20 protein-coding genes and 1 pseudogene are annotated in these 21204 nt (G+C 70.4%); 10 read left to right on the top strand and 11 right to left on the bottom strand.

The window, feature by feature from the left end:
* Positions 1-59: 59 nt before the first annotated feature.
* Both O7634_RS11470 and O7634_RS11465 read left to right on the top strand, forming a co-directional pair.
* Positions 60-269 carry a hypothetical protein gene (locus tag O7634_RS11470; RefSeq protein WP_278150114.1) on the top strand — a complete coding sequence of 70 codons (210 nt, stop codon included), beginning with the start codon at positions 60-62 and terminating at the stop codon, positions 267-269.
* Between the two features lie 182 nt (positions 270-451).
* Positions 452-1030 carry a hypothetical protein gene (locus O7634_RS11465; protein WP_278150113.1) on the top strand — a complete coding sequence of 193 codons (579 nt, stop codon included), beginning with the start codon at positions 452-454 and terminating at the stop codon, positions 1028-1030.
* A 226-nt stretch (positions 1031-1256) separates the two neighbouring features.
* On the opposite strand, the pseudogene O7634_RS11460 reads toward O7634_RS11465, so the two are convergent.
* The 8 genes and pseudogenes from O7634_RS11460 to O7634_RS11425 all read right to left on the bottom strand — a co-directional run.
* Positions 1257-1595 (bottom strand): annotated as a pseudogene (locus O7634_RS11460) (Rv3654c family TadE-like protein); the annotation flags it as partial.
* 80 nt (positions 1596-1675) lie between these two features.
* Positions 1676-2050: a TadE family type IV pilus minor pilin gene (locus tag O7634_RS11455; protein WP_278153942.1), complete on the bottom strand. Its 375-nt coding sequence runs from the start codon at positions 2048-2050 to the stop codon at positions 1676-1678.
* 101 nt (positions 2051-2151) lie between these two features.
* The gene (locus O7634_RS11450) at positions 2152-2319 is read right to left on the bottom strand and encodes a DUF4244 domain-containing protein (protein WP_278150112.1); all 168 of its coding nucleotides are present in this window, start codon (positions 2317-2319) and stop codon (positions 2152-2154) included.
* 23 nt (positions 2320-2342) lie between these two features.
* Complete coding sequence (locus tag O7634_RS11445) at positions 2343-2933, bottom strand: type II secretion system F family protein (RefSeq protein WP_278153941.1); 591 nt, start codon at positions 2931-2933, stop codon at positions 2343-2345.
* Between the two features lie 200 nt (positions 2934-3133).
* Positions 3134-4273, bottom strand: coding sequence for a hypothetical protein (locus O7634_RS11440; protein WP_278150111.1), 1140 nt, complete (start codon positions 4271-4273; stop codon positions 3134-3136).
* Complete coding sequence (locus O7634_RS11435; protein WP_278150110.1) at positions 4270-5481, bottom strand: TadA family conjugal transfer-associated ATPase; 1212 nt, start codon at positions 5479-5481, stop codon at positions 4270-4272. Before O7634_RS11435 ends, O7634_RS11440 begins: the two co-directional genes overlap by 4 nt.
* Positions 5478-6581 carry a septum site-determining protein Ssd gene (gene ssd / locus O7634_RS11430; protein WP_278150109.1) on the bottom strand — a complete coding sequence of 368 codons (1104 nt, stop codon included), beginning with the start codon at positions 6579-6581 and terminating at the stop codon, positions 5478-5480. The genes O7634_RS11435 and ssd overlap by 4 nt, the downstream gene beginning before the upstream one ends.
* Before the next feature lie 597 nt (positions 6582-7178).
* A complete protein-coding gene (locus O7634_RS11425) occupies positions 7179-7790 on the bottom strand; it encodes a hypothetical protein (protein WP_278150108.1) in 612 nt (203 codons plus the stop codon).
* 129 nt (positions 7791-7919) lie between these two features.
* Between O7634_RS11425 and O7634_RS11420 the strand changes: the two genes are divergently transcribed.
* Positions 7920-8453 (top strand): SUKH-4 family immunity protein, encoded by a 534-nt coding sequence (locus O7634_RS11420; protein WP_278150107.1) that lies wholly within the window; start codon positions 7920-7922, stop codon positions 8451-8453.
* 66 nt (positions 8454-8519) lie between these two features.
* On the opposite strand, the gene O7634_RS11415 is transcribed toward O7634_RS11420, so the two are convergent.
* Together O7634_RS11415 and O7634_RS11410 are read right to left on the bottom strand one after the other, a co-directional pair.
* The gene (locus O7634_RS11415) at positions 8520-8993 is read right to left on the bottom strand and encodes an NUDIX hydrolase (protein ID WP_278150106.1); all 474 of its coding nucleotides are present in this window, start codon (positions 8991-8993) and stop codon (positions 8520-8522) included.
* A 24-nt stretch (positions 8994-9017) separates the two neighbouring features.
* Positions 9018-10241: a helix-turn-helix domain-containing protein gene (locus tag O7634_RS11410; protein WP_278150105.1), complete on the bottom strand. Its 1224-nt coding sequence runs from the start codon at positions 10239-10241 to the stop codon at positions 9018-9020.
* Positions 10242-10610: 369 nt separating this feature from the next.
* Here O7634_RS11410 and O7634_RS11405 point away from each other — a divergent pair, with 369 nt between their 5' ends.
* The 5 genes from O7634_RS11405 (at position 10611) to O7634_RS11385 (ending at position 15023) form a co-directional block, all read left to right on the top strand.
* Positions 10611-10871: a hypothetical protein gene (locus O7634_RS11405; protein ID WP_347404247.1), complete on the top strand. Its 261-nt coding sequence runs from the start codon at positions 10611-10613 to the stop codon at positions 10869-10871.
* Positions 10864-11094 (top strand): hypothetical protein, encoded by a 231-nt coding sequence (locus O7634_RS11400; protein WP_278150103.1) that lies wholly within the window; start codon positions 10864-10866, stop codon positions 11092-11094. The genes O7634_RS11405 and O7634_RS11400 overlap by 8 nt, the downstream gene beginning before the upstream one ends.
* A gap of 1153 nt (positions 11095-12247) precedes the next feature.
* Complete coding sequence (locus O7634_RS11395) at positions 12248-12904, top strand: DUF4145 domain-containing protein (protein ID WP_278150102.1); 657 nt, start codon at positions 12248-12250, stop codon at positions 12902-12904.
* A 463-nt stretch (positions 12905-13367) separates the two neighbouring features.
* Positions 13368-13868 carry a tyrosine-type recombinase/integrase gene (locus O7634_RS11390; RefSeq protein WP_278150101.1) on the top strand — a complete coding sequence of 167 codons (501 nt, stop codon included), beginning with the start codon at positions 13368-13370 and terminating at the stop codon, positions 13866-13868.
* 351 nt (positions 13869-14219) lie between these two features.
* Positions 14220-15023, top strand: a complete 804-nt coding sequence (locus O7634_RS11385) for an HAD-IB family hydrolase (protein WP_278150100.1) — start codon at positions 14220-14222, stop codon at positions 15021-15023.
* Positions 15024-15040: 17 nt separating this feature from the next.
* Here O7634_RS11385 and O7634_RS11380 read toward each other — a convergent pair whose 3' ends face one another.
* Entirely contained in the window at positions 15041-15787 is a 747-nt protein-coding gene (locus O7634_RS11380) for an oxidoreductase (RefSeq protein ID WP_278150099.1), read from the bottom strand.
* Positions 15788-16153: 366 nt separating this feature from the next.
* Between O7634_RS11380 and acs the strand changes: the two genes are divergently transcribed.
* Positions 16154-18118, top strand: coding sequence for an acetate--CoA ligase (acs, locus tag O7634_RS11375; RefSeq protein ID WP_278150098.1), 1965 nt, complete (start codon positions 16154-16156; stop codon positions 18116-18118).
* A gap of 234 nt (positions 18119-18352) precedes the next feature.
* Entirely contained in the window at positions 18353-21148 is a 2796-nt protein-coding gene (locus tag O7634_RS11370; RefSeq protein ID WP_278150097.1) for an immune inhibitor A domain-containing protein, read from the top strand.
* Positions 21149-21204 lie beyond the last annotated feature (56 nt).

Below are 21204 nucleotides of genomic sequence, written 5' to 3'. Positions count from 1 at the left end.
GTGGGAGCGCTTCCATCGATGCCCATGCTGCTGATCGTTTCCGTTCCCGAGGAGAAATCGTGGCCGACACCATCGCCGAGACCGTCGACCTGCTCTACACCATTGACCAGGACAACCTCACTCTCGACCAGCAGATCGCGCTCGGGTCAGCGCTCGCCGCCCTGGCTCAGGCGGAACGGCTGGAGCAGATCAACGAGCGGCTTCGCGGCATCCACCAGGTCCTGAACACGTGGGCGCTACGGGCGGCGACCACGGTCGACGGACGCTGACACCGCACCCTCCGATCCGACACGGGCACCGCGAGCACGTGATGCCGGGTAGTCGTCCGACCGCCCCGACGACTACCCACCATCAACTGATCATGACCAGCGGGGCTCGGTTCCGGGCAGCGGGAGCGCGACGGTCGGCGGGCTGTGCGAGACTCCGGCGCACCAATCCCGGAGGAGTTCTGATGCAGCTCGACAACGTGCAGGGTCAGCACCAGTTCTACGTCCGTCAGCGCCTGCGCATGATGGTCAACCAGTACGAGGTCCGGGCGGTCGCCCCGGACGGCACCGAAGGTGAGCTGCTGGCGTTCGCGCAGCAGAAGCGGCTCGCCTTCAAGGAGCAGGTGACCATCTACACCGACGACTCCAAGCAGCAGCCCCTGCTCGGCTTCAAGGCCCGCCAGCGCATCGACCTCGGCGCCACGTACGACGTCACGGACGCCACCGGCAACCCGATCGGCTTGTTCCGCAAGGACTTCGCCCAGTCGCTGCTGCGGTCCACCTGGCACGTCGAGCAGGCCGGCCTGCCGCAGGTGACGGGCCAGGAGCGCAGCCTGCCGGTGGCGCTGCTGCGCCGGTTCGTCGACTCGCTGTCCTGGCTGCCGTACCACTTCGATTTCACCGCCGACGGTCAGACCGTCTTCTCCGTGGTGAAGAAGTGGGGCCTGCGCGACAGGTACGTGGTCGAGGTGCGGCACCCGCAGATCGACCGCCGCCTGGTCATCGCGATGGCCGTCGCCCTCGACGCGCTCCAGGCTCGCTGACCCACCCGGCCCCACTGGTTGTCCGCTCCTCGGCCTCCGGCCGGGACAGGCCCTGAGCCCGGTCCCGGCCGGAGGCCGTCGGTATCGCCCGCCGACGGTGGCTCGGCGGGCCCGTCGAGGTGGGGGTTCGCGTGCCCTGTGGAGCTGATGTCGTCACCGCATCGCGCCGATGTCGCAACCGGCTCAGCTCCACAGCACCCACCGTCGGGGCATCAAACGCACCCCCTCAACCGCGTACCCGGCCGGCGCGGGCGGTCGAGGTCGCCACACGGTGCAGACCGGGAAGTGGCGTGAACGCCACCTCGACGGTCACCAGCACGTCCAACCCGTCGAGGCGACAGCCGATCAAGCGACCATCGTTGCTCGCGGCGATGTCGGACGCGGACGCGCACGCGGACGCGTCGCCGCCGAGCGCCCGGGCGGCCCCGGCCAACGCCCCGAGATCGGCCGCTACCGCCGCCCGCTGGCCGGCCAGCCCGGCGGCGGCGATGGCGGCCCCGAACGTACCGAACAGGACGAAGCCGAGCCCGAGCGCCAGCAACAGCAGAGTCGCACCGCCTCGCTCCGCGTCGGGGCGGCCCCGATCGGGTCGATCGGCGGCGGGTCCGTGGCAGGTGCGAGCTGACGTACCGACAGTTCGGCGCACTACCAACCACCTTCTCCAACGCCCGGTTCGACGGCGGCGACGGCGGTGGCGACCACTGTGATCCTGGGGAGTCGACTGCCCAACGTCCGGACGGGCGCGCGTACCGTCGCCCGCACCCGGTCGCCGTCGACGGCCACCGAGACAGCTGCCCCCGGTGGCGACGCCCGCCCGCCTCCCGCGCTGCCGTCCCCGCCCCGCGCGGCGGCCAGCGCCGCCTCCCGGGCCGCGTGCAGGCAACCCGCCTGCGCGCTGACGGCGTTGACAGCGGTCAGACCGGCCAGCAGGAGCAGGAGTAGCGCCGGCAGGCCGGCCGCCAGTTCGGCGGTGAACGACCCACGATCGCCCCCACCGGCCCACCGGGCGGGCCGCCAGATCCGCCCGACGGTGTCTCCCCGTTCGAGGCCCGAACCGGGCCGCGCCGGGCGACTGGACGGTGTGGTCGACGTCGGCTCGCGGCCGGCCCACCGGCGCTCGATCACTTCAGTGCCCTGTCGATGACGGCGGTCAACGCCGACTGGACGTTGCCGGACGTCAGCACCTTCAACAGGATCCCGGCGAAGGCGACGGCGGCCAGTGTGCCGACGGCGTACTCGGCGGTGTTCATTCCGGCGTCGCCACGCAGGCGACCGAGGAGTTTACGCACTGTTGTTTCCCCTTCTCGATGGGTCAGAGCACGTCGCCCAGGACGGCGACGATCACCGGCACCAGACCGGCGAGAATGAACGCCGGCAGGAAGCAGAGCCCCAACGGCAGGACGATGAGCACGCCGGCCCGTCGGGCTGACGCCTCGGCAGCGGTGGCCCGGTCGGAGCGAAGGTCGTCGGCGAGCCGGGTGAGCGCGCCGGTCAGTGCGGCACCGCTGTTTGCCGAGCGCAACGCCGCGGCTGTCAGGCGCTCCGCGCCGGACACCCCGTCCAGCGCGGACCACGCCTCCGCCGGTCCACCGCCGAGCAGCAGCGTGCGGCCGACCCGGGCCAACCGATCCGCGAGCGGCCCGTCCAGCGCCTCGGCGACGGCCAGCACCGAACGGTCCACCGGCGCGCCCGCCCGCATCGCGGCGGCCAGGAGGTCGGCGGCGAGGGGCAGGTCAGCGGCCTCCCGGTACCGTCGCCTCCGCGCACCGGGTGCCTCGATCCGCCGCAGCATGACGTCCAGCAGGAACGCGGTCGGGAGCGCGGCGAGCAGCCCGAACCAACCCCCGACCACGACGGTTACGGCGAGACCACCGAAGGCCGCCGCGAGCCGGATCGTGTCCAGCCGCCGCCTTACGGCCCGGGTTCGCCCGTCGTGGCGCGTCGGGTCGGGCGCGCTCCGCGAACCGCGCTGGTCAGCTTGTGAATACGTGCCTCCCGGCCGGCCTCCGTGTCCCGCACCGCCTTCGGCGACCGGGCCGCGGCCACGCGTCGAGCCGCTGTCGCTCATCGGGTTCCGGCCCGCCGGGCTCCGGGCGGCCGTCATCAGGCCCGCCCCGGTGTCGCGCCGAGTCGCTCCGCCCAGAGAAGGCCCACGACCTGGAGGGCGACGGCGGCAACGGCGCACGCGCCACCGACCGCGCTGTGCAACAGCACCGCCATCGGGTCGACGCCGATCCCGTAGCCGAGCCCGATACCGCCGACCGGGAGCGCCGCCAGCAGCCACGCCGTGGCCCGCGCACCGGCGGCCTGCGCCGCCGCGGCGGCCATACCCCGGTCGGTCGCCCGAGCGTCCGCCTCGATCCGCTCGACGAGCTCAGCCAGGGGCGCGCCGGTCCGGTCGGCCAGCCGCACCGCCGCAGCGGTGAGGTGGCGCAGCCGGTCCGACCCGTCCCGGCTCTCGGTGGTGACCTCGATGAGGTGCGGAGCAGGCAGACCCGCCCGGAGGTCCGCCGCGAGGCCACACAGGCGGTCGAGCTCACCCCGTCGGACCCGCTCCACCTGCCGGTTCACCCGCCAGCGCCGCACCGCCCGCACCATCAACGTGCCGTACCCGGACATCGCGACCGCCGCCACCGGACCACCGAGCACGGCGCCGACACCGCCGCCGACCAGGCCGACAAGCGGCAGCAGCAGCCGGGACGACATGCGCGGCGTACGAACCCGCGCCGGCGACCCCACCTCGTCGGGCGCTCGGTCTGCCGCGTCGACGGCCTCCCGGTGCTCGGAACCACCGCGATCCTCGGCCACCGCCACGGCGAGCACGTCCCCGCGAGCCGCACCGGCGGGTCGTCGCGGATCGCGGCGGGTCGGTGGGCGGATCGGGCCTTCCGGACGGGTGAGCCGGACCGCCGCCGCCGGCCAGCTCGGGCTGCCGGTGACGTTCCGGCTGGGCCACCCGAGCACCGTCCTGCTCCGATCGGCCTGCGCGGTGGTCCGCACGGCTGGGGCGCCGCCGACCGGGTGACCCGGGGTCGAGGCGGCGGTCGGGCCGTCAGCCGGAGCGTCCGGCGTGCGGCCCAGCTCTCTGATCCACTCGACGAGGGCGTCATCCGGGTCGACCCCGCTCGTCCGGCAGCTCCCCAGGACGCGGCGTCGACGGAGCCGGACACTCCGCACGGGCCACGCCACCAGGGCGGCGGCCGCCAGGAGCAGCGCTGCCACGAGCATCGTCGCGCCGGTCATGCCGGTCCCGCCGATCCCGGCCACGGGGCGCTGAGGATCGGCGGCACCGCCACCCCGCGCTCGCGCAGCAACGCTCCGAGTGCCCGCGCGGCCAACCCGAGCCCCTTGCCACGCACCCAGGCGGGCACCACTGTCACCAGCCGTTCCGGCCCCTCGGGCAGCAGCAGACAGACCGACTCCAGGACACGACCCCGGTCGCCACGTCGTACCTGGAAGAGCACCTGTAGCGCGGCGGCCACCTGGGCGTGCAGCGCGGCGCGCGGCAGCCCGCCCAACATCCCCAGCGCCTCCAACCGGGCCGGCACGTCGGACGGTGTGTTGGCGTGCAGCGTGCCAGCGCCCCCGTCGTGACCGGTGTTCAGCGCGGCCAGCAGGTCGACCACCTCACCGCCCCGGCACTCCCCGATCACCAGGCGGTCCGGGCGCATCCGCAGCGCCTGGCGGACCAGGTCGGCGAGGCTGACCACGCCGCTGCCCTCCACATTGGCGGTACGCGCCTGAAGCCCCAGCACGTGTGGATGCCCCGGGCGCAGCTCGGCGGCGTCCTCCACCACCACGATCCGTTCAGTGGCCGGCACCATTCCCAGCAGTGTGTTGAGCAGGGTGGTCTTGCCCGAGCCGGTGCCCCCGGTGACCAGGTACGCCAACCGTGCCGCGACGACGGCGGACAGCAGTGGCGCCACCGGTCGCGGCACGGTCCCCTGACGTACCAGCTCGTCGAGGGTGTAGGGCCGGTGCCGGAACGTCCGCAGGGACAGGTACGGCCCGTCGGTCGCCACCGGAGGCAACACGGCGTGCAGTCGGGTGCCGTCGGGCAGCCGCGCGTCCGCGTACGGCGAGCCGTCGTCGAGCCGCCGCCCGGCACCGGCGATCAGGCGCTGCGCCAACCGGCGGACGTCCTCCACGGTGCCCACCGGAACGGCGACCTGGTGCAGCCCCGACCCCCGGTCGACCCAGACCCGGACGCCGTTGACGAGGACGTCGGTCACCTCCGGGTCGGCGAGCAGCGGCGCCAGCGGACCGGCGCCAACGAGGTCGTCACGCACCCGGTCGGCGATCCGTAGCACAGTGGTGTCCCCGAGAACCGCGGCGGTGGATTCGGCCCGTACCGCGGAGACGATCGCCGCGGACGTCACCGGGTCAGCCGAGGCGGCGATCCGCTGCCGTACCCGAGCGGCGAGAGTGCCGTCCTCCGGCCGGGCGCTCATGCCGCGCCCGTCGCCGGCGCGCCGGTGAGGTCGGCGACGATCCGTTGGCACAGCGCGGCGAGCGGGCCCTTGCCGGCGGCGGCCGGGGCTTCGCCCCGCTCCAGCCCACGGCAGAGCCCCGGCTCGGGGCGCAACGTGCCGGCCAGGGGTAGGCCGAGGGCGCGGGCCACCTCGGTAGCGCGTAGCCGACCCGGGGCCGGCCCACGGACCACCACCGAGAGCGCGGCACAGTGCGGGGCGGCGGCGGCCACCACCCGGGCGGCCGCCGCTGTGGCACGCAGCTCCGCCGGCACGACGACGAACGCGTGGTCGGTCGCCTGCAACGCCACCACCGCCGCGTCGTCCAGTTGTCGGGGCAGGTCGATGACCACGAAGTCCCGCCCACGACGGGCGGCGTCGACGGTCGCCGCCATCGCCGCCGCCGGCAGGGCGAGCATCTCGCCCCGATCCCAGGACAGCACCACCAGGTCACCCCGACTGGGCAGCGCCCGCACCAGCGCCGGGGCGTCCACCCGACCGTCCGCAGCGGTGAGCGACGGCCAACGCAGACCCTCCAACTGCTCCCAACCGAGCACGAGGTCGAGGCCCCCGCCGAGCGGGTCGGCGTCGACGAGCAGTGTCCGCAGCCGGGTCCGGGCGGCGGTGACGGCGAGACCACCGGCGAACACACTCGCACCCGCGCCGCCGCGACCGCCGAAGACGGCGACTATTCGGGCGCCGACGCCGTCCGGGCGGTCCGGGTCGTGCTCGGCGAACCGATCGACGAGCCACGACTCGGCGGCGGGCAGCACGGCGACGTGCTCGGCCCCGATCAGGTCGGCGATCTGCCACCCGGGGTCGAGCTGACCCGCTCGGCCGACAAGCACCAGCCTGGGCCGCTTGGCCAGGCGGGCACGGAGGCACGCCTGCGCCTGGTCGGCGCCGAGCACCACGAACGGGGCGGGTAGCCAGCGGGTGCGGGCGGCCGCCGCATCGCGGGCGAGCTCCACCTCGACCCCGCCGGCGGCCGCGAGTCGGAGCACGTCGTCGAGCAGGTCGTCGTCGCCGGTGACGACCAGCGGGAGCCGGCGGATCGGCGGAACCGAGGTACGGGGTGGCATCGCGGCCTCCAGCGGTCGGGCTCTGGTATGCCGCCGACAGTGCTCGGAATCCGCACCGAGGGCCTCCCCGATCGCCTCGCCTGTGGACAACCCGGTCGCCTGTGGACAACGCCCCCGCAGGCAGTTGATCTGCTACGGGCGCGAGCGATTCCGCAGGTCAACCGGTTGTCGCAGGAAGGACGAGGCCACCACCGAAGCAGGCGACCTTCGAACTTCGCCTACCGCTCGTCACCCGGAACCTGACCGCGGCGCTCCTTGTGGCGGGTCACCCTCTGGTCACCGGGCTCGGTTACACGGTGGCCGCGATCACCCTGCGCCGGCTCCGGCACCGCGACAAAGCGCGAGGCGAGGCCGGACGTCGGACCACCACCGACGGCCGCGCGGCCGCGACCAGGTGCACCAAGGAAGGTGGACGCCTCGTGGCGACCGAACGCCACCCTGGGGTGATCTGCCGGGAAGCCTTCACCTTCAACCTGATCGTGCAGTTCGGGAAACCCTCGTCGTCAACGCGCTCACCGACCTGCGCCTGTCCGCCGGCGCGCTCGGCTTTTGCAGCAGCCTGGGCAGCGACAGAGGGGTACTGGGGCCGTTCGCGCTCTACCGGCGCTCGTCGGGATAGAGGCGCGGTTGCTCGAGCGAGCCGTCGAGCCACCCGGCGAGCCAGTCCACGAGAGAGATCCCTTCCGCGTAGAACGAGTCTTCGCCCAGGCCCGAGTTGGGGTCGAAGCCCCACGTCATCGCTCCCCGCCCCGCACAGTCGACGTACGAGTAGATCGCGCATCCCCAGTAGGCGAGCGGCAGCAGGCCGGCGGGATCGCGGGAGTTGAGCCGATCGACAGCGGTACGCCCGAGATCGTCGGTGCACCCGCCCGCGACGCCCAGCACCGGGCCGAAGCCGCCGTTGGCGACCTCCAGGTAGAGGCGTCGCAGCAGCGGCGGTAGCGGATACCCGAGCACCCGCTCAGCCTCGTTCACGGCTTCCGGAGTGGCGGGTTCGAGCGGTGGCAGCGGGTCGACGGCGCCGGCCGCCAGCGCGGCGAGGTGTTCCGGCGACCCGCGTTCCACCAGCCAGCGGGTCGTCCCGGGCGAGGGAGCCACCACCCACGTGCCGTCCGCGTCGAGGGAGCCAGGGTGGATGTAGAGGTCGTCGCTGTACTCGCGGGCCGCCACGCGGGCGGCGATGCCCCGGAACACGTCGTCTTCGCGCATCCGGGCAGTATCCGTCGCCGGTCAGCCCGGCCGCTGCCCGCGGACAGTCGTCGGCCGGCGATGTCCTTGGTCTGCCTGGCGGCAGGTTACCGCCGACGAAAGGGCCCTGCCCGGACTACCCTCATCCGGGTGCCGGTCGATGATCTTTCGCTGCCGCCAACGTTCGAGGCGCTCACGGCCTGGGCCGGCAGCGAGCGGGTGGTGCGCGCGACCGAGCTGGAGGTGGCGGCGTGGCGACTTCCCGAATCGCAGAAGGCCGTGCTGGTCTCCGCTGGCGTACCCCTGATCGATGATCTCGTCGGCGCGGTGTCATTCGGCGCGGAGCCGACGATGTACCGGTTGGCGCACTCCGAGGACCCGAGCTGGGTGTACGGCGCCGAGCCGGGGACCGGTGCGGTGCGGATCTGGTCGCCGGACGGCAGCGTCGGGTTCGTCAACTCCACGATCGTCCACTGGCTGTCTTCGTTGCACCTGGTCGGCGCCTGGCTGACCAGCTCGACAGTCATCGACCGCTGGGACGAGGACTGCCAGGCCGAGGAGCAGGCGCTCGCGGAACTCGCCGACCTGCTGGAGCGCATCAGGGACCTTGACCCACCCGCGTTCGGACACGGCGACCACACGACCCACTTCTGGCCCGGGGTGCTCGACCGGTGGCTCTACTGATCGACGCTGGGGAGTGTGGATCTAACGGAAACCTCTGCTGCCGGCGGGTTGACAAGAGAGGTGCCGTTAGCGAGCCAACCCTCTGCCGTGTTCGGCATAGACGGACAGGCCTTTATTGCGCGCTGCGATAGCGGTGCGGATCCTACGGGCGAGTCGGGGTGGGCCGTGCTGGTCCAAGGACTCTGCGCTTACGTAGCGCCACTCAGTGAGTTCGCCGTCCGTGAAGTGGATGTTGCGCTCCTGCTCGGTATCGAGTGATCCGCCGTCGAAGATGAAGAGGAGCTTGTCGCCTTCGTGTTCGGCGGGTGCCCAGTCCACGACCAACATCGGTCCAACTGCCGGGGTAAGGCCCAGTTCCTCTTGGATTTCGCGTATGCAGGCGGCTCGGGGCGACTCGCCTGGTTCGACGTAGCCGCCGGGGATGTCCCAGTGCTTCTTGTAGCTCGGGCGTACGAGGAGCACGCGGCCTTCGTCGTCGAAGAAGAGGGCACCGGCGGCAACCCGTGGGGTTGCCACAGGTGGCATCTCGTTGGCCGTCACCAGGGCAGCCTAGATGGACTAGGTTCAGTCGAGCACCTTGAGTCGCTGGGCCAGGCCGACCAGTTCGGCCGAGGGCTTGCCGCGCTGGCGGCGTAGCCAGGTCAGGGCGAGTTGGCGGCTGAGGAAGTGGTGGCGGACCTGCTCGGGTGCCATCTGTTCGGCGTCAAGGATGACGGCCTGGGCGTCGTCAACACGGTTCCACGCGCTGTAGACGCGGGCGACTTCGAGGGCGTGCCGTGCCCGGCGCTCCATCGGTAGTCCGGAGGTATCGACGCGCGGGCCGAGGTCGATGGCGACCTGTAGATCGCCCAGCTCGGCGGCCGTGGCGACGCGGTGGATGGCGACGTTGGTCGGGCCGAACGCGGTCCAGAGGTGGTTGGCGTCGGCCCCGAGTCGGCTGGCGGCCTGGTCGGCGGCGGCGAGGAGGGTACGGGTGGTGGGGGCGTCGTTGGAGCGGGCTGCGGCCATCGAACCGGACAGGAACAGCGTCCCGTAGACGGAGAGCAGCGCTGGTGTGGCGTGCGTGAGGTGGGGTTCAAGGTACCTGGCGGCATCCACGGTGAGGCGTACAGCTTCGCTGTAGCGGCCGTTGGCATGCAGGGCATGTCCGACGGACCGGAACAGGGAACCGGTGACGAGAGGATCACCCGTGGGTCGGACCGCGGCTAAGCCGCGGTCGGCGGCGATCCATGCCAGGTCGCTCTCTCCAAGTTTGGTGAGCTGGGTAGCGGCGAGTTGATACACCAAGCCGAGAAGCCGACGAGCCTGGTCCTGGTCGTCGCCGTCATGGTGGTCGGCGGCGGCCTGGGCGCGGTGTAGCAGCCCAGGCAGACGGCCTGTCACGTACCCGAAGCGGGAGTCCTGGTAGGCATCCCAGAGGGCGCACACATCCTTCCTGAGCACAGCGACGCTCGTTGGCTCCGCGTCCGTGCCGCTTCCGAAGGGGCCGAGGCCGTGGTAGTCCATCAGGGCGGCACGGACGGCGGGGACTGTCGCGGTGCCACTGTCGCCGTTCCAGTCGAGCAACGAGGGTTCGCCGAGCAGTTCGCCGAGGGAGACGTCCAGGACTTCGGCGAGGGACTTGATGACGGAGAGCCGGTCCAGCTCGATCCGGTTGTTCTCGACCTTACCCAACCAGTCGGCGGTCCGACCGATGAGTCCGGCCAGCACCTCCTGGGATAGGCCGCGTCGGTAGCGGTACCAGGCGACGCGTTCGCCGATGGTCAGGTGGTTGGTTCTTCCGCGCACCGGCACACCGTCTCCCTTTGGTCAGTTCCGACCCCGGAAAAATTTTCCGGGGAGCTGGCCGGTGAGTGCCACAACCTGTGTGCATGACGGGGCTAAACGCTATGACCAACTGCCCATCCTGCTTGGACGTGGGCTGGAGGTACGCCCTCACCCGCACAGCCGTCGGAGCGATCACACCTGGCGTAGTGCGGGTCCACACCATCGCGTGCCGGTTGCGCCTAAACTGCGCGGGCTCTAGGCGCGCGGCGACCTGCTGAGGCTGACTCGATGGCTATCCGCACGGGAACGCGACCTGAACGACCACCCGTTAATAGCCCGACTTGCTCAGCCAGGCCCCGTCGGCCAGGTGTGCCCGCTCCAGGCGACCTGGTGCTGATCGACGGCCGGGCGTCAGTGCAGTTCGGCGGCGACCGAACGCTGTGGCTGCGGGTGACCTCGGTCTGCGACAAGCCGACGTACGACGGCTGGGTGTGGTTGACGGGCTATTCCATCGAACCGATTACCGGCAAGGCTCTGACGCGGCGGGAGGTCTTCGCGCAGACCGCCGGCCTCCAGATTCAACGGCACACGACCAAGAACGCGCCGTCTCCCGCCAATGCGGCGCCACGCACAAGGGGGCGCGGTGTTTGACGTTCGGGTACGACTGGGAGCAGTGCTGGACATAGACGCGGCGGATCGCCTCCTGCCGTCGGACGGGCCGGTGCGGTTGTGGGTGACCGGGGTACGACTGGTGGCCAACCGCGCTCCCGAGGATGAGTGGATCTGGATCGAGGGCGTCAGGCTCTCCCCGTCGGGCCGTCGCGGCTCCCAGGCACGATTCCTGATTCGAGCGAGCAAGCTGGCGATCCGCTGACTAATCGCCGCCGCCCCGACCAGTTGATCAGTCGGACACGCCGCCACCTGCCCGGTAGCGCACACGCCGACAAAGGGACGACCTCCGTCGGGGGGATGCGGACGCAAGCTGTCGGTCAGTGCCAGGCGGTGGCGCATCGCGTCGACGAGCGGGTCGCGGTCGTCGTCGCCTGACGTCCGGGCTCGGCCCGTATCAAAGCTCGCGCTGCCTTCTCGCTGCCTCGCCGCAAGGGGCATAGGAGGGGCGGCCATCACCGCCCCTCCTAACGACCTATTTCAGAACCATGGTCAACAATCCCGTCAGGGCGGCAAGCGTCGCCGCGACCCCGCCCAACACCCCGGGCGCTGTCTTCAGGTAGGCCAGGATCACCGCGTGTCGGTCCCTACCACCGTTGTCCCCTGCTTGCGCCCCTGATACCGTCGCCAATTGACGACACCCCCTTGTGTAGCCGCACTTGAGTGGAGAGTCACCAGCGACGCCCGGTCTAGGCCCCGGGCGTCGCTTGCTTTTGAGTGAACTTCACCCTTGTAACTCGCCGAGGTCGACATCAGTCTCAGCCGACACGTGAGCAAGGGTCAAGTTGGCCGGCGTGTCCGGCGCGTCACCCGAATTCCAATCGGAAGCCTCGAAAACAGGCCGACGAATGCCCCCGAAGCCTTGTTGCTTAGCAACCGAAGCGCCGGGAGCGGCACCTTGCACAATCTAATAGCGGGCGCGCGCCCCGACGCGCGCGCGGGTGCGCGCGCGGGCGCGCGTGTAGGAAGCCGGGCCAAGACAACAAGTCAGAGTGACGCAAATCACGTTGGGCTACCCTCTCAAATGCGTTGATATCGCACGGAGGTTCAACGACCGAAAGGCTGCGCCCATCCCGATGCCCCTACGGATGCGAAGCTCCGTCGACCGGCTCCTGGCGGAGCTTGACCCCTTCGTCCCAAAGGAACTACCGAACGTCGGTGAGCTTCGCTGGCGGCACAGCCGGGCCGTCCAACAGTCCACCGGGTTCCACGGACGTCCGGAGCCGCTCGCGCCCGTCGTCACCCAATTGGTCACCCAGCGATGTGCGACAGACTCAACGTGTGGACCGTGGACAGCAGCACGCTCTCCGCGCGTCCTGCTCTGGGTTGCTTGCATGACCGCGATACGGTGCGAAACCGTGAGCTGGCTTGAGTTCCTCGCGAAGGTCATACCCGCCGCCATCTGGCCACTGACGGTCCTGATTTTAGTCGTGGTGCTACGGAAGCATGTGTCTGACCTCATCGGCACGAGTCTTAGCCGGATCAAAGCGGGACCCTTCGAGGCGGAATGGAACAGGACTACCCTAGAGGCCCAGATTGCTGTAGATGAGGAGATTGACCCGGATCCTGGTCTGGGCGTGGAGCAGCCGGATGAGGAGGTTCGCTCTCAGGCTGAAACTCTTCGTCTTACAGCCTCTATAGATCCAACTGCCGCGATCTTCAAAGCTGCCAAGCTGTTAGAGGTCAGGGTCAATGAGGTCTGCCAGGCACTGGATATCGAGACATACCGGCCAGGGCTTTATGCGCAGGTTCAGACGCTGTTGGTAAATGGCGTCATCAGCCAAAGAACCTTCAGAGCGTTCGACGCTGTTCGTCGTCTCCGGAACCTTGCCGTGCACCGCCCATCAGACAATCTCACGGAGGCTCAAGCCCTGGACTTCATCGAGGTCGTCGAGTCACTGCTTGAAGTCCTCAACCAGGCTGAGAAGATCGACACTAGAGGTAGCAGTGTGTTCGACGTTCCGCCCAGGTCAAGCGCGGAGAACGAGCCTTCCGACGACAGCAACCCGGGCTGAAGGCGCGGCACCCACGTCAAGCAATCCTTGACGACGAACGCTGCTTGAGTCGACCGGGCCGCGCGATGAGGCCGTGGTGGGAATGCGGCGCGAGCATCACGGGCAGGCCCCCGCCTGCCGGCAACGCCGGCCCGAGGGGTCGCAGAGGCTCCGGGGTCAAGGGCGGCCCGCAGGGCCGTCGCGCAGCGACGCGAAGCGCCCTTGAGGTCGGAGGGGCGGCCCCGCATCCTCCGCGCCGCATCCCCACCACGGCCGGCAGGGACTCGCGCTATGGCGGCGGCCCCTGGGCTTTCCGCTCTCCGCGCCAGCCGGCGGGCCGTGTTGCGTGGCCGGAGTCGGAGCGCCAGCGGAGCGACGGACGCGCGCCCAGGCGGCGGCGCGTGCGGCCCGTTGCGGGCCGCCTTGATAGACGTACAGAAAGTCCTCCCACGCCGGCCGGCGGCCGGCTGTCCTCCGTCGGCTGATGTGCGACACGCGTCCGCCAGGTGATCTGGTCTTTCGCGACAAGGTAGGCCGCCTACTGCGCCGGTCGAACTTCCGCCGTCCGGTCTGGTTGCCATCGCTCGTCCGCGCTGGTCTGCTCGGCCAGGTCGCCAACACCGGTCCGCATCGGTACCGCGCCACGTGGCCCGATCGAGAGGGCATCGAGTGGTCGGCTGAGTTCACCACCGAACGGGAGGCCGTCGCCTGCCTGGCGGCCAAGGCTTCCGGCGGGATGCGCTTCCACGATCTGCGGCACGCCTACGCCACCTGGCTGGTCACCGACGGCGTTCCGGTTAACCTGGTGCAGCGGGTGATGGGCCACGAACAGGCGTCGAGGACTCTCAACCGCTACACCCACACCCCGGACGACTACGCCGCCCGCGTCCTGGAGACGTTCAACGGCTCTGCTGCCTCTCTGCTGCCTCCGACCAGAGAAACGCCCTCGGGGAGCCTGCTCGACGGCGACGCAGATGACCTGTGATCTGCGGCGGAGTGCTCACGGCGCAAAGGGACGACCCCCGTCGGGGGGAGACGGGGGTCGTCGAAGGTTCGGCTCCGGGGGGGTCGAGCCGAACCACTCAGCGGCCACGGGGGGTGCAACCGCCGAGGGTCTGGTCTTTGTCGAGGTTGTGAAATCTCGTCGTACGGACAAGTCTGCCTGAGCGCGCCCGTCACGTCGAGTGGTGCCGCCTCCACTCACTGCGAAAATCTCCTCGCGGAGTGTGAGCACGATCACGCGGAGAGGAGGTGGTGGTGCCAGCCCGCAGGTCTGAGGGGTTGCTCGACCCCGGGCACCCGCCGACGATAGACCATCCGGCTAGACTTTCGCGCCGTGGGCCGAAGTGCCGCTTTCTTCGATCTGGACAAGACCGTCATCGCCAAGTCGAGCGCTCTGGCGTTTGGTCGGCCGTTCTACCGGGACGGGTTGATCACTCGGCGTGACGTGGTCAAGTCGGCGTACGCGCAGCTGATGTTCCGGCTGGGCGGCACCGACGAGCAGACCATGGCCCGAACACGGGACTACCTGGCCGCACTCTGCAAGGGTTGGCAGGTGGAGCAGGTCCGCCAGATCGTCGCGGAGACGCTGCACGAGCTGATCAACCCCTATGTGTACGCCGAGGCCGCCGCGCTGATCGAGGAGCACCAGGCGGCCGGGCGGGACGTGGTGCTGGTCTCGGCGTCCGGCGAGGAGATGGTCCGGCCGATCGGTGAGCTGCTCGGGGTGACCGACGTGATCGCCACCCGGATGACGGTGACCGACGGCCGGTACAGCGGCGAGGTCGAGTTCTACGCGGCCGGGCCGAGCAAGGTCGAGGCGGTCACCGAGCTGGCCGCCGTCCGCGACTACGACCTCGCCGATTCGTACGCCTACTCCGACTCGTACAGCGACCGCCCGCTGCTGGAGTGCGTCGGCCACCCGAGCGTGGTCAACCCGGATCGCCAGCTGCGCAAGTTGGCCTCGGAGAACGCCTGGCCGGTGCTGGAGTTCCGGCACCCGATCCCGCTGGGTCGACGCCTGCGGGAGCGGCCGGCGGTTCCGGTGGCCGCAGCGGCACTCGGGGTCGGGGTGGGTGTGGCGATCGGCATCGCCTGGTACGGGCGGCACCGCCGCACCCGCGCCGCCAGCACCGCCTGACCGCGGGCACGCCAGGCTCAGGCGGCGGCGATGATCTCGTCACCGATGGTGGTGAGCTGGTCGGCTCCGACCTCGACCGCTGACATGTAGTGGCGCAGCCAGGAGCGCAGCCCGTCCGGGGTGCCGGTGGCGAACGCGCCCGCCGCGCCGACGTACTCGGGCTCGCGCTCGCGGTGACCCACGTCGACGGCGAGCAGGCCGCGCGGGTCGAGGCCGCTGGCGAGCAGCACCAGGCGGGCGGCGCCCCGGGCCACCAGCCCGGACGGACCGGCGAACGGGCGCAGGTTCAGCAGCTCCCCGTGGACGACGGCGGCCAGCACCAGCGGGGACACCTTCGTGCCGCCGACCACCAGCCCGGCGAGCCCGTCGAGTCGGGTGGCGACCACCGGGTCGGTGACCGGGCGGCCCAGCTCGGCTTCCGGCACGATGTCGCGGGCGGCGAGGACGTGCAGCTTCGCGAGGGCCTGGCGGGGCGCCTTCGGCCACAGCTCGCTCAGGCCGGGAAGGGCCCCGGCGACCCGCAGCGCGCCCTGGAGAACCGGGTCGGTGACGGTGCCGGCGCGAACCGCCTCGCGGTCGTGCGCGGCCCCCTCCAGCGCGGCGCTGGCGACCGCCGAGCGGAGGCTGACCTCGGCCGCGACCTGGCCGCCGTTGCGGCGCAGGGCCCGGTGACCGAGCGCCTGGTCGAACCGCTGGCGCGCCTGCTCGACGGCGGCGGCGATGTCGGCGAGCGCGAGCAGGGGCGCGAGCGGGTCGGTGGTCACCAGTTCACGCTAGCGACCCCACCGGGAGCGGCGGGTCGCACCCGCCCGCAACGCGACCGGCACCACCCGCCCCGGCCCGCCCGTCCCCGCCCGACGCGCGCACTCCCTCGGATCGGCATGGTCAACACGCGTTCTTGGAAGTCGGGGCATCCAGGCCGGTTCGAAGCCGCGACTTCAGGGAACCCGTGTTGATCAAGCGTCGGGGTCGACGTCCGGCCAGAGCCGCGCCGAGAGGCCGGCGGGCCGTCGGGCGCGCGGCGGAGGCCACTCGGCGCGACGCGGTGGGCAGCCATGGCCGGTCGGGGGCCTCGCGACTACCCTCGTGCCATCGAGACGCAGGTCACCCCGAGGACGAGGAGTCACGGCATGAGCGAGGCATTGGCCAATCTGCTGAACGAGACGCGCCAGTTCCCGCCGCCGGCCGAACTCGCCGCGCACGCCAACGTCACCATCGACGCGTACGCCGAGGCCGAGGCCGACCGGCTCGCCTTCTGGGCGAAGCAGGCCGAGCGGCTGGCCTGGTCGAAGACGTGGGACGAGGTGCTGGACTGGTCGAACCCGCCGTTCGCGAAGTGGTTCGTCGGTGGGCAGCTCAACGTCGCCTACAACTGCCTGGACCGGCACGTCGAGGCGGGCCGGGGCGACAAGGTGGCGATCCACTGGGAGGGCGAGCCGGGCGACACCCGCACCATCACGTACGCCGACCTGCACGAGCTGACCTGCCGGGCGGCGAACGCGCTCACCGACCTGGGGGTGACCGCCGGTGACCGGGTGGCCATCTACCTGCCGATGATCCCCGAGGCGGCGGTGGCGATGCTGGCCTGCGCCCGGATCGGCGCGGCGCACAGCGTCGTGTTCGGTGGCTTCTCCGCCGACTCGCTGAGCAACCGGATCCAGGACGCCAGCGCCAAGGTGGTGATCACCGCGGACGGGGGTTACCGGCGGGGCAAGCCGTCGGCGTTGAAGCCCACAGTGGACGAGGCGGTGGCGAGCTGCCCGTCGGTGGAGCACGTGCTGGTGGTCCGCCGCACCGGCGAGGACGTGGCCTGGTCGGAGAAGGACCACTGGTGGCACGAGACGGTGGAGACCGCGTCGGCCGAGCACACCGCGCAGCCGTTCGACGCGGAGCACCCGCTGTTCATCCTCTACACGAGCGGCACCACGGCCCGGCCGAAGGGCATCCTGCACACCACCGGCGGCTACCTGACCCAGGCGTCGTACACGACGCACGCGGTGTTCGACCTGAAGCCGGAGACGGACGTCTACTGGTGCACCGCCGACATCGGCTGGGTCACCGGGCACTCCTACATCGTGTACGGCCCGCTCTCCAACGGCGCCACCCAGGTGATGTACGAGGGCACCCCGGACACCCCGCACAAGGGCCGGTTCTGGGAGATCGTCGACAGGTACAAGGTCAGCATCCTCTACACCGCCCCCACCCTGATCCGCACGATGATGAAGTGGGGCGAGGACATTCCGGCCGGCTTCGACCTGTCGTCGCTGCGCCTGCTCGGCAGCGTGGGTGAGCCGATCAATCCGGAGGCGTGGATCTGGTACCGGCAGCACATCGGCCGGGGCGAGCTGCCGGTGGTGGACACCTGGTGGCAGACCGAGACCGGGTCGATCATGATCTCGCCGCTGCCGGGCGTGACCGCTGCCAAGCCGGGGTCGGCGATGACCCCGCTGCCGGGCATCGTGGCCGACGTCGTGGACGACCAGGGTCAGTCCGTGCCCAACGGTGGCGGCGGCTACCTGGTGCTGCGCGAGCCCTGGCCGTCGATGCTGCGCACGATCTGGGGCGACGACGACCGGTTCATCGAGACGTACTGGTCCCGTTTCCAGGGCATGTACTTCGCCGGTGACGGCGCCAAGAAGGACGACGACGGGCACATCTGGCTGCTCGGCCGGGTCGACGACGTGATGCTGGTGTCCGGGCACAACATCTCCACGACCGAGGTGGAGTCCGCGTTGGTGTCGCACCCCTCGGTGGCCGAGGCGGCGGTGGTCGGCGCCACCGACCCGACCACCGGTCAGGCGATCGTCGCGTTCGCCATCCCGCGCGGCAGCGCGGACACCGGCGGCGAGGCGGGCGAGCAACTGATCGCCGACCTGCGCAACCACGTGGCGAAGACGCTGGGGCCGATCGCGAAGCCGCGGCAGATCATGCTGGTGCCGGAGCTGCCGAAGACCCGCTCCGGCAAGATCATGCGGCGGTTGCTGCGGGACGTCGCGGAGAACCGGTCGCTCGGCGACGTGACCACGTTGCAGGACTCCTCGGTGATGGAGCTGATCTCCTCGGGGATGAGTGGGGCCAAGTCCGACGAGGACTGACGGTAGGCGTACCCCATCGGTGGGTGACGGTCCGGACGGGCCGTCACCCACCGTTGTCTTTTATGGAGGTACGCCCGAAACATCGATGAGACACGTCCGTAAACAGATAACGCATCGATCACGATCCGACCAATCGGGGTTGTTCGTCATCTAGTTTCACGCTCGTCGGGCGGCCGATGGGCGCCATGCCACCGGGTCCGGCCGACGTCCTCTCTGCCCGAGAAACGGAGCGGCATGAACAGAAACTCCCATCCGGGGTCGCGCCGACGACTACTCGTCGCGCTGCCCGTCATCGCCCTCGCGGCCACGTCACTGACCGTGAGTGGCAGCGCGGCTGCTCAGTCGGCGTCCGGCACCCCCCGGGCGGTGATCGGGGCGGACGAGTACTACATCAACTACGCCGAGCCCGAGGTGCAGCCGGACACCACCGGCCGTGAGGTCAAGGGCAAGGGCGGCGTCTACACCCCTGCCATGGAGTCCGCACGTCAGTTCGACCAGAAGCACGCCCGGGGCAACCCGGTCACCGCGCGACAGCTGGCCAAGGCCGAGGCCCAGTCACTGAAGACCGGCAAGAACCCGCGCCAGTTCAAGAAGGCGCCCACCACCCAGACGGCGAAGCTGCTCACGCTGCTGGTGGAGTTCAACGACAAGGCCAACGACGACTTCACCAACGTCATGGTCCCCAAGACGGTGTTCGAGGACCGCACCTGCGTGCCCGGCACGGTGCAGAACGGCCCGAAGCACAACAAGATCCCGGACCCGTCGCGCCTGCCGCACGAGGACAACAACTCGATGTGGGTGCCGGACTTCTCGCCGTCGCACTACAACAAGATGCTGTACAGCAAGAGGGGCATCACCGAGCGGATCCGCACCGACCTGCGCGGCCCGGACGGCAAGAAGGGCATCGACATCTCCGGGCGCACCATGCACAACATGTACCTGGAGATGTCGAAGAACGCGTACACGGTGGACGGGCAGGCCAGCCCGTGGATCACCGTGCCGCACTCGGAGGGCTGGTACGCGGCCAACCGCTGCACCCAGGACGAGAACGGCAACTGGGTGCCGGGCCGGGAGCAGTCGATGAACGGCCACCCCGACAACCCGGCCGGCGCGGGTCGCCTGGCGACCGACGCGATCGACGCGCTGGCGGCGAAGGACCCGGACTTCCCGTGGGCCGACTACGACATCGAGGACCAGGCCGACCGCGACGGTGACGGCAACGTCTTCGAGCCGGACGGCGTGATCGACCACCTGGTGCTGGTGCACGCCGGCCAGGGCAAGTCCCGTGGTGGCGGCGACCAGGGCGTGTACGCCGTCTGGGCGCACTCCTCCTCGGTTCCGGGCGGCTACACCATCCCCGGCACCGAGCTGAAGGTGTCGAACTACATCGTGCAGCCGGAGGACGCCGGTGTCGGCGTGTTCGCCCACGAGTTCGGCCACGACCTCGGGCTCCCGGACCTCTACGACACGTCCGGCAACGCCGACTCCGACGTGGACTTCTGGGACCTGATGGCCTCGGGCTCGCACTCGGGCGAGATCTTCCAGGCGCTGCCCACGCACATGGGCATCTGGGACAAGTGGGTCCTCGGCTGGGCCGACCCGCTGACCATCCGCCCCGGGTCGAACCCGCGTGAGGTGAAGCTGGGCCAGACCTCGCGTACGCCGATCGACTCCGAGGACGGCATCAAGGTCGACCTGCCGGACAAGGTCACGACGCTCGCCACGCCGCACAGCGGCACGAAGATGTGGCACAGCAACAACGACCAGGAGTGGGCCGACGTCAAGCTGAGCCGCTCTGTCGACGTGCCGGCGGCGGCGGACGCCAAGTTCTGGATGTGGAACAACTACATCATCGAGGAGGACTGGGACTACGGCTTCGTCGAGCTGTCGACGGACGGCGGTACGACCTGGACCGAGCAGAAGGTGTACGACGAGGCCGGCGCTGTCGTCACCACGCCGGACAACTACGGTGACCCGAACGGCCGGATGGCCGACTTCGGCGGCAAGAAGTACGGCCTGACCGGCAGCACCGACGGTTGGCGGCACGACTACGTCGACCTGTCGGCGTACGCGGGCACGACGGTCCAGCTGCGGCTGCGCCTGGCCACCGACGAGGCGTTCGAGGAGCGCAACTGGTTCGTCGACGACTTCTCGGTCACCGGCGGCGGCGCCACCACGTGGAGTGACGACGTGGAGGGCGGCGCCAACGGCTGGACGGCCACCGGCGGCACCTTCGTCGACAGCACCGGCGAGGGCTGGAAGGTCTCCGGCGGCACCGAGGTGCACGCCCAGTACTACCTGGCGGAGTGGCGCAACTTCGACGGCTTCGACAAGGGCCTGAAGTACGCCTACGACACCATCTACTCGCACGAGGCGTGGAAGGTCGACCGGATCTCCTACAACGCCCCGGGCATGCTGGTGTGGTACCGGGACACCGCGCTCGGCGACGTCAACCACGTCACCGGTCAGATGACCGCGCTGCCCAGCTACGGAGCGAAGGGCGGGCTGCTCATCGTCGACTCGCACTTCGACCCGTACCGCCGGACCGGCGAGGCGGCCGTCAAGGACCCGTCGGTGACCGACAACCTGCCCAGCCGTCCGCAGTCGTCGAACGCGGCGTTCTCGCTGCAGCGGACGTACCCCTTCACCGAGTGCCTCGAGGCGGCCGACGAGCCGTACAGCGAGTACTGCACGAAGTTCAAGGCGCAGGCGCCGGTGAAGTCGTTCACCGACGCCAAGGGCTGGTACCCGGGTATCGAGATGCGCGACGGCGCCGCCTACGCCCGCGACAACGACGCGTCGGTGGTGGTGCCGTCGCGGAACAACGTGCCGTACACCACCCGGGTCACCCACCCGGACGGCAGCCCCGCGCCGGAGTTCTACGGCCTGACCCTGGGCGGCGGCGCGATCGTGCTGGGCACCGGCAACCCCGGCGACCAGGACGTGAACTACGGCGTCTCGCTCACCATCAAGAAGGCGGCGAAGGACAACTCGTCGGCCACGATCTTCGTCACCCCGGCGACGAAGTAACGGTTTCACGTAGCGACAACTGACAACAGCGGTACCGGTGGGGCCGACGGCGGAGA

The organism is Micromonospora sp. WMMD1120, assembly GCF_029626235.1.
Classification (GTDB): Bacteria; Actinomycetota; Actinomycetes; order Mycobacteriales; family Micromonosporaceae; genus Micromonospora.
Note: the sequence above shows the minus strand (reverse complement) of the source record. Positions and strands in the feature narration are given on the sequence as shown.

What these genes read in the sequence shown, in the direction of transcription:
- O7634_RS11465 (WP_278150113.1), top strand. Translation starts at nt 452, where the DNA reads ATGCAGCTCGACAACGTGCAGGGTCAGCACCAGTTCTACGTCCGTCAG.
- O7634_RS11440 (WP_278150111.1), bottom strand. Translation starts at nt 4,273, where the DNA reads ATGACCGGCGCGACGATGCTCGTGGCAGCGCTGCTCCTGGCGGCCGCC.
- O7634_RS11435 (WP_278150110.1), bottom strand. Translation starts at nt 5,481, where the DNA reads ATGAGCGCCCGGCCGGAGGACGGCACTCTCGCCGCTCGGGTACGGCAG.
- ssd (WP_278150109.1), bottom strand. Translation starts at nt 6,581, where the DNA reads ATGCCACCCCGTACCTCGGTTCCGCCGATCCGCCGGCTCCCGCTGGTC.
- O7634_RS11425 (WP_278150108.1), bottom strand. Translation starts at nt 7,790, where the DNA reads ATGCGCGAAGACGACGTGTTCCGGGGCATCGCCGCCCGCGTGGCGGCC.
- O7634_RS11390 (WP_278150101.1), top strand. Translation starts at nt 13,368, where the DNA reads ATGTGCGACACGCGTCCGCCAGGTGATCTGGTCTTTCGCGACAAGGTA.
- acs (WP_278150098.1), top strand. Translation starts at nt 16,154, where the DNA reads ATGAGCGAGGCATTGGCCAATCTGCTGAACGAGACGCGCCAGTTCCCG.
- O7634_RS11370 (WP_278150097.1), top strand. Translation starts at nt 18,353, where the DNA reads ATGAACAGAAACTCCCATCCGGGGTCGCGCCGACGACTACTCGTCGCG.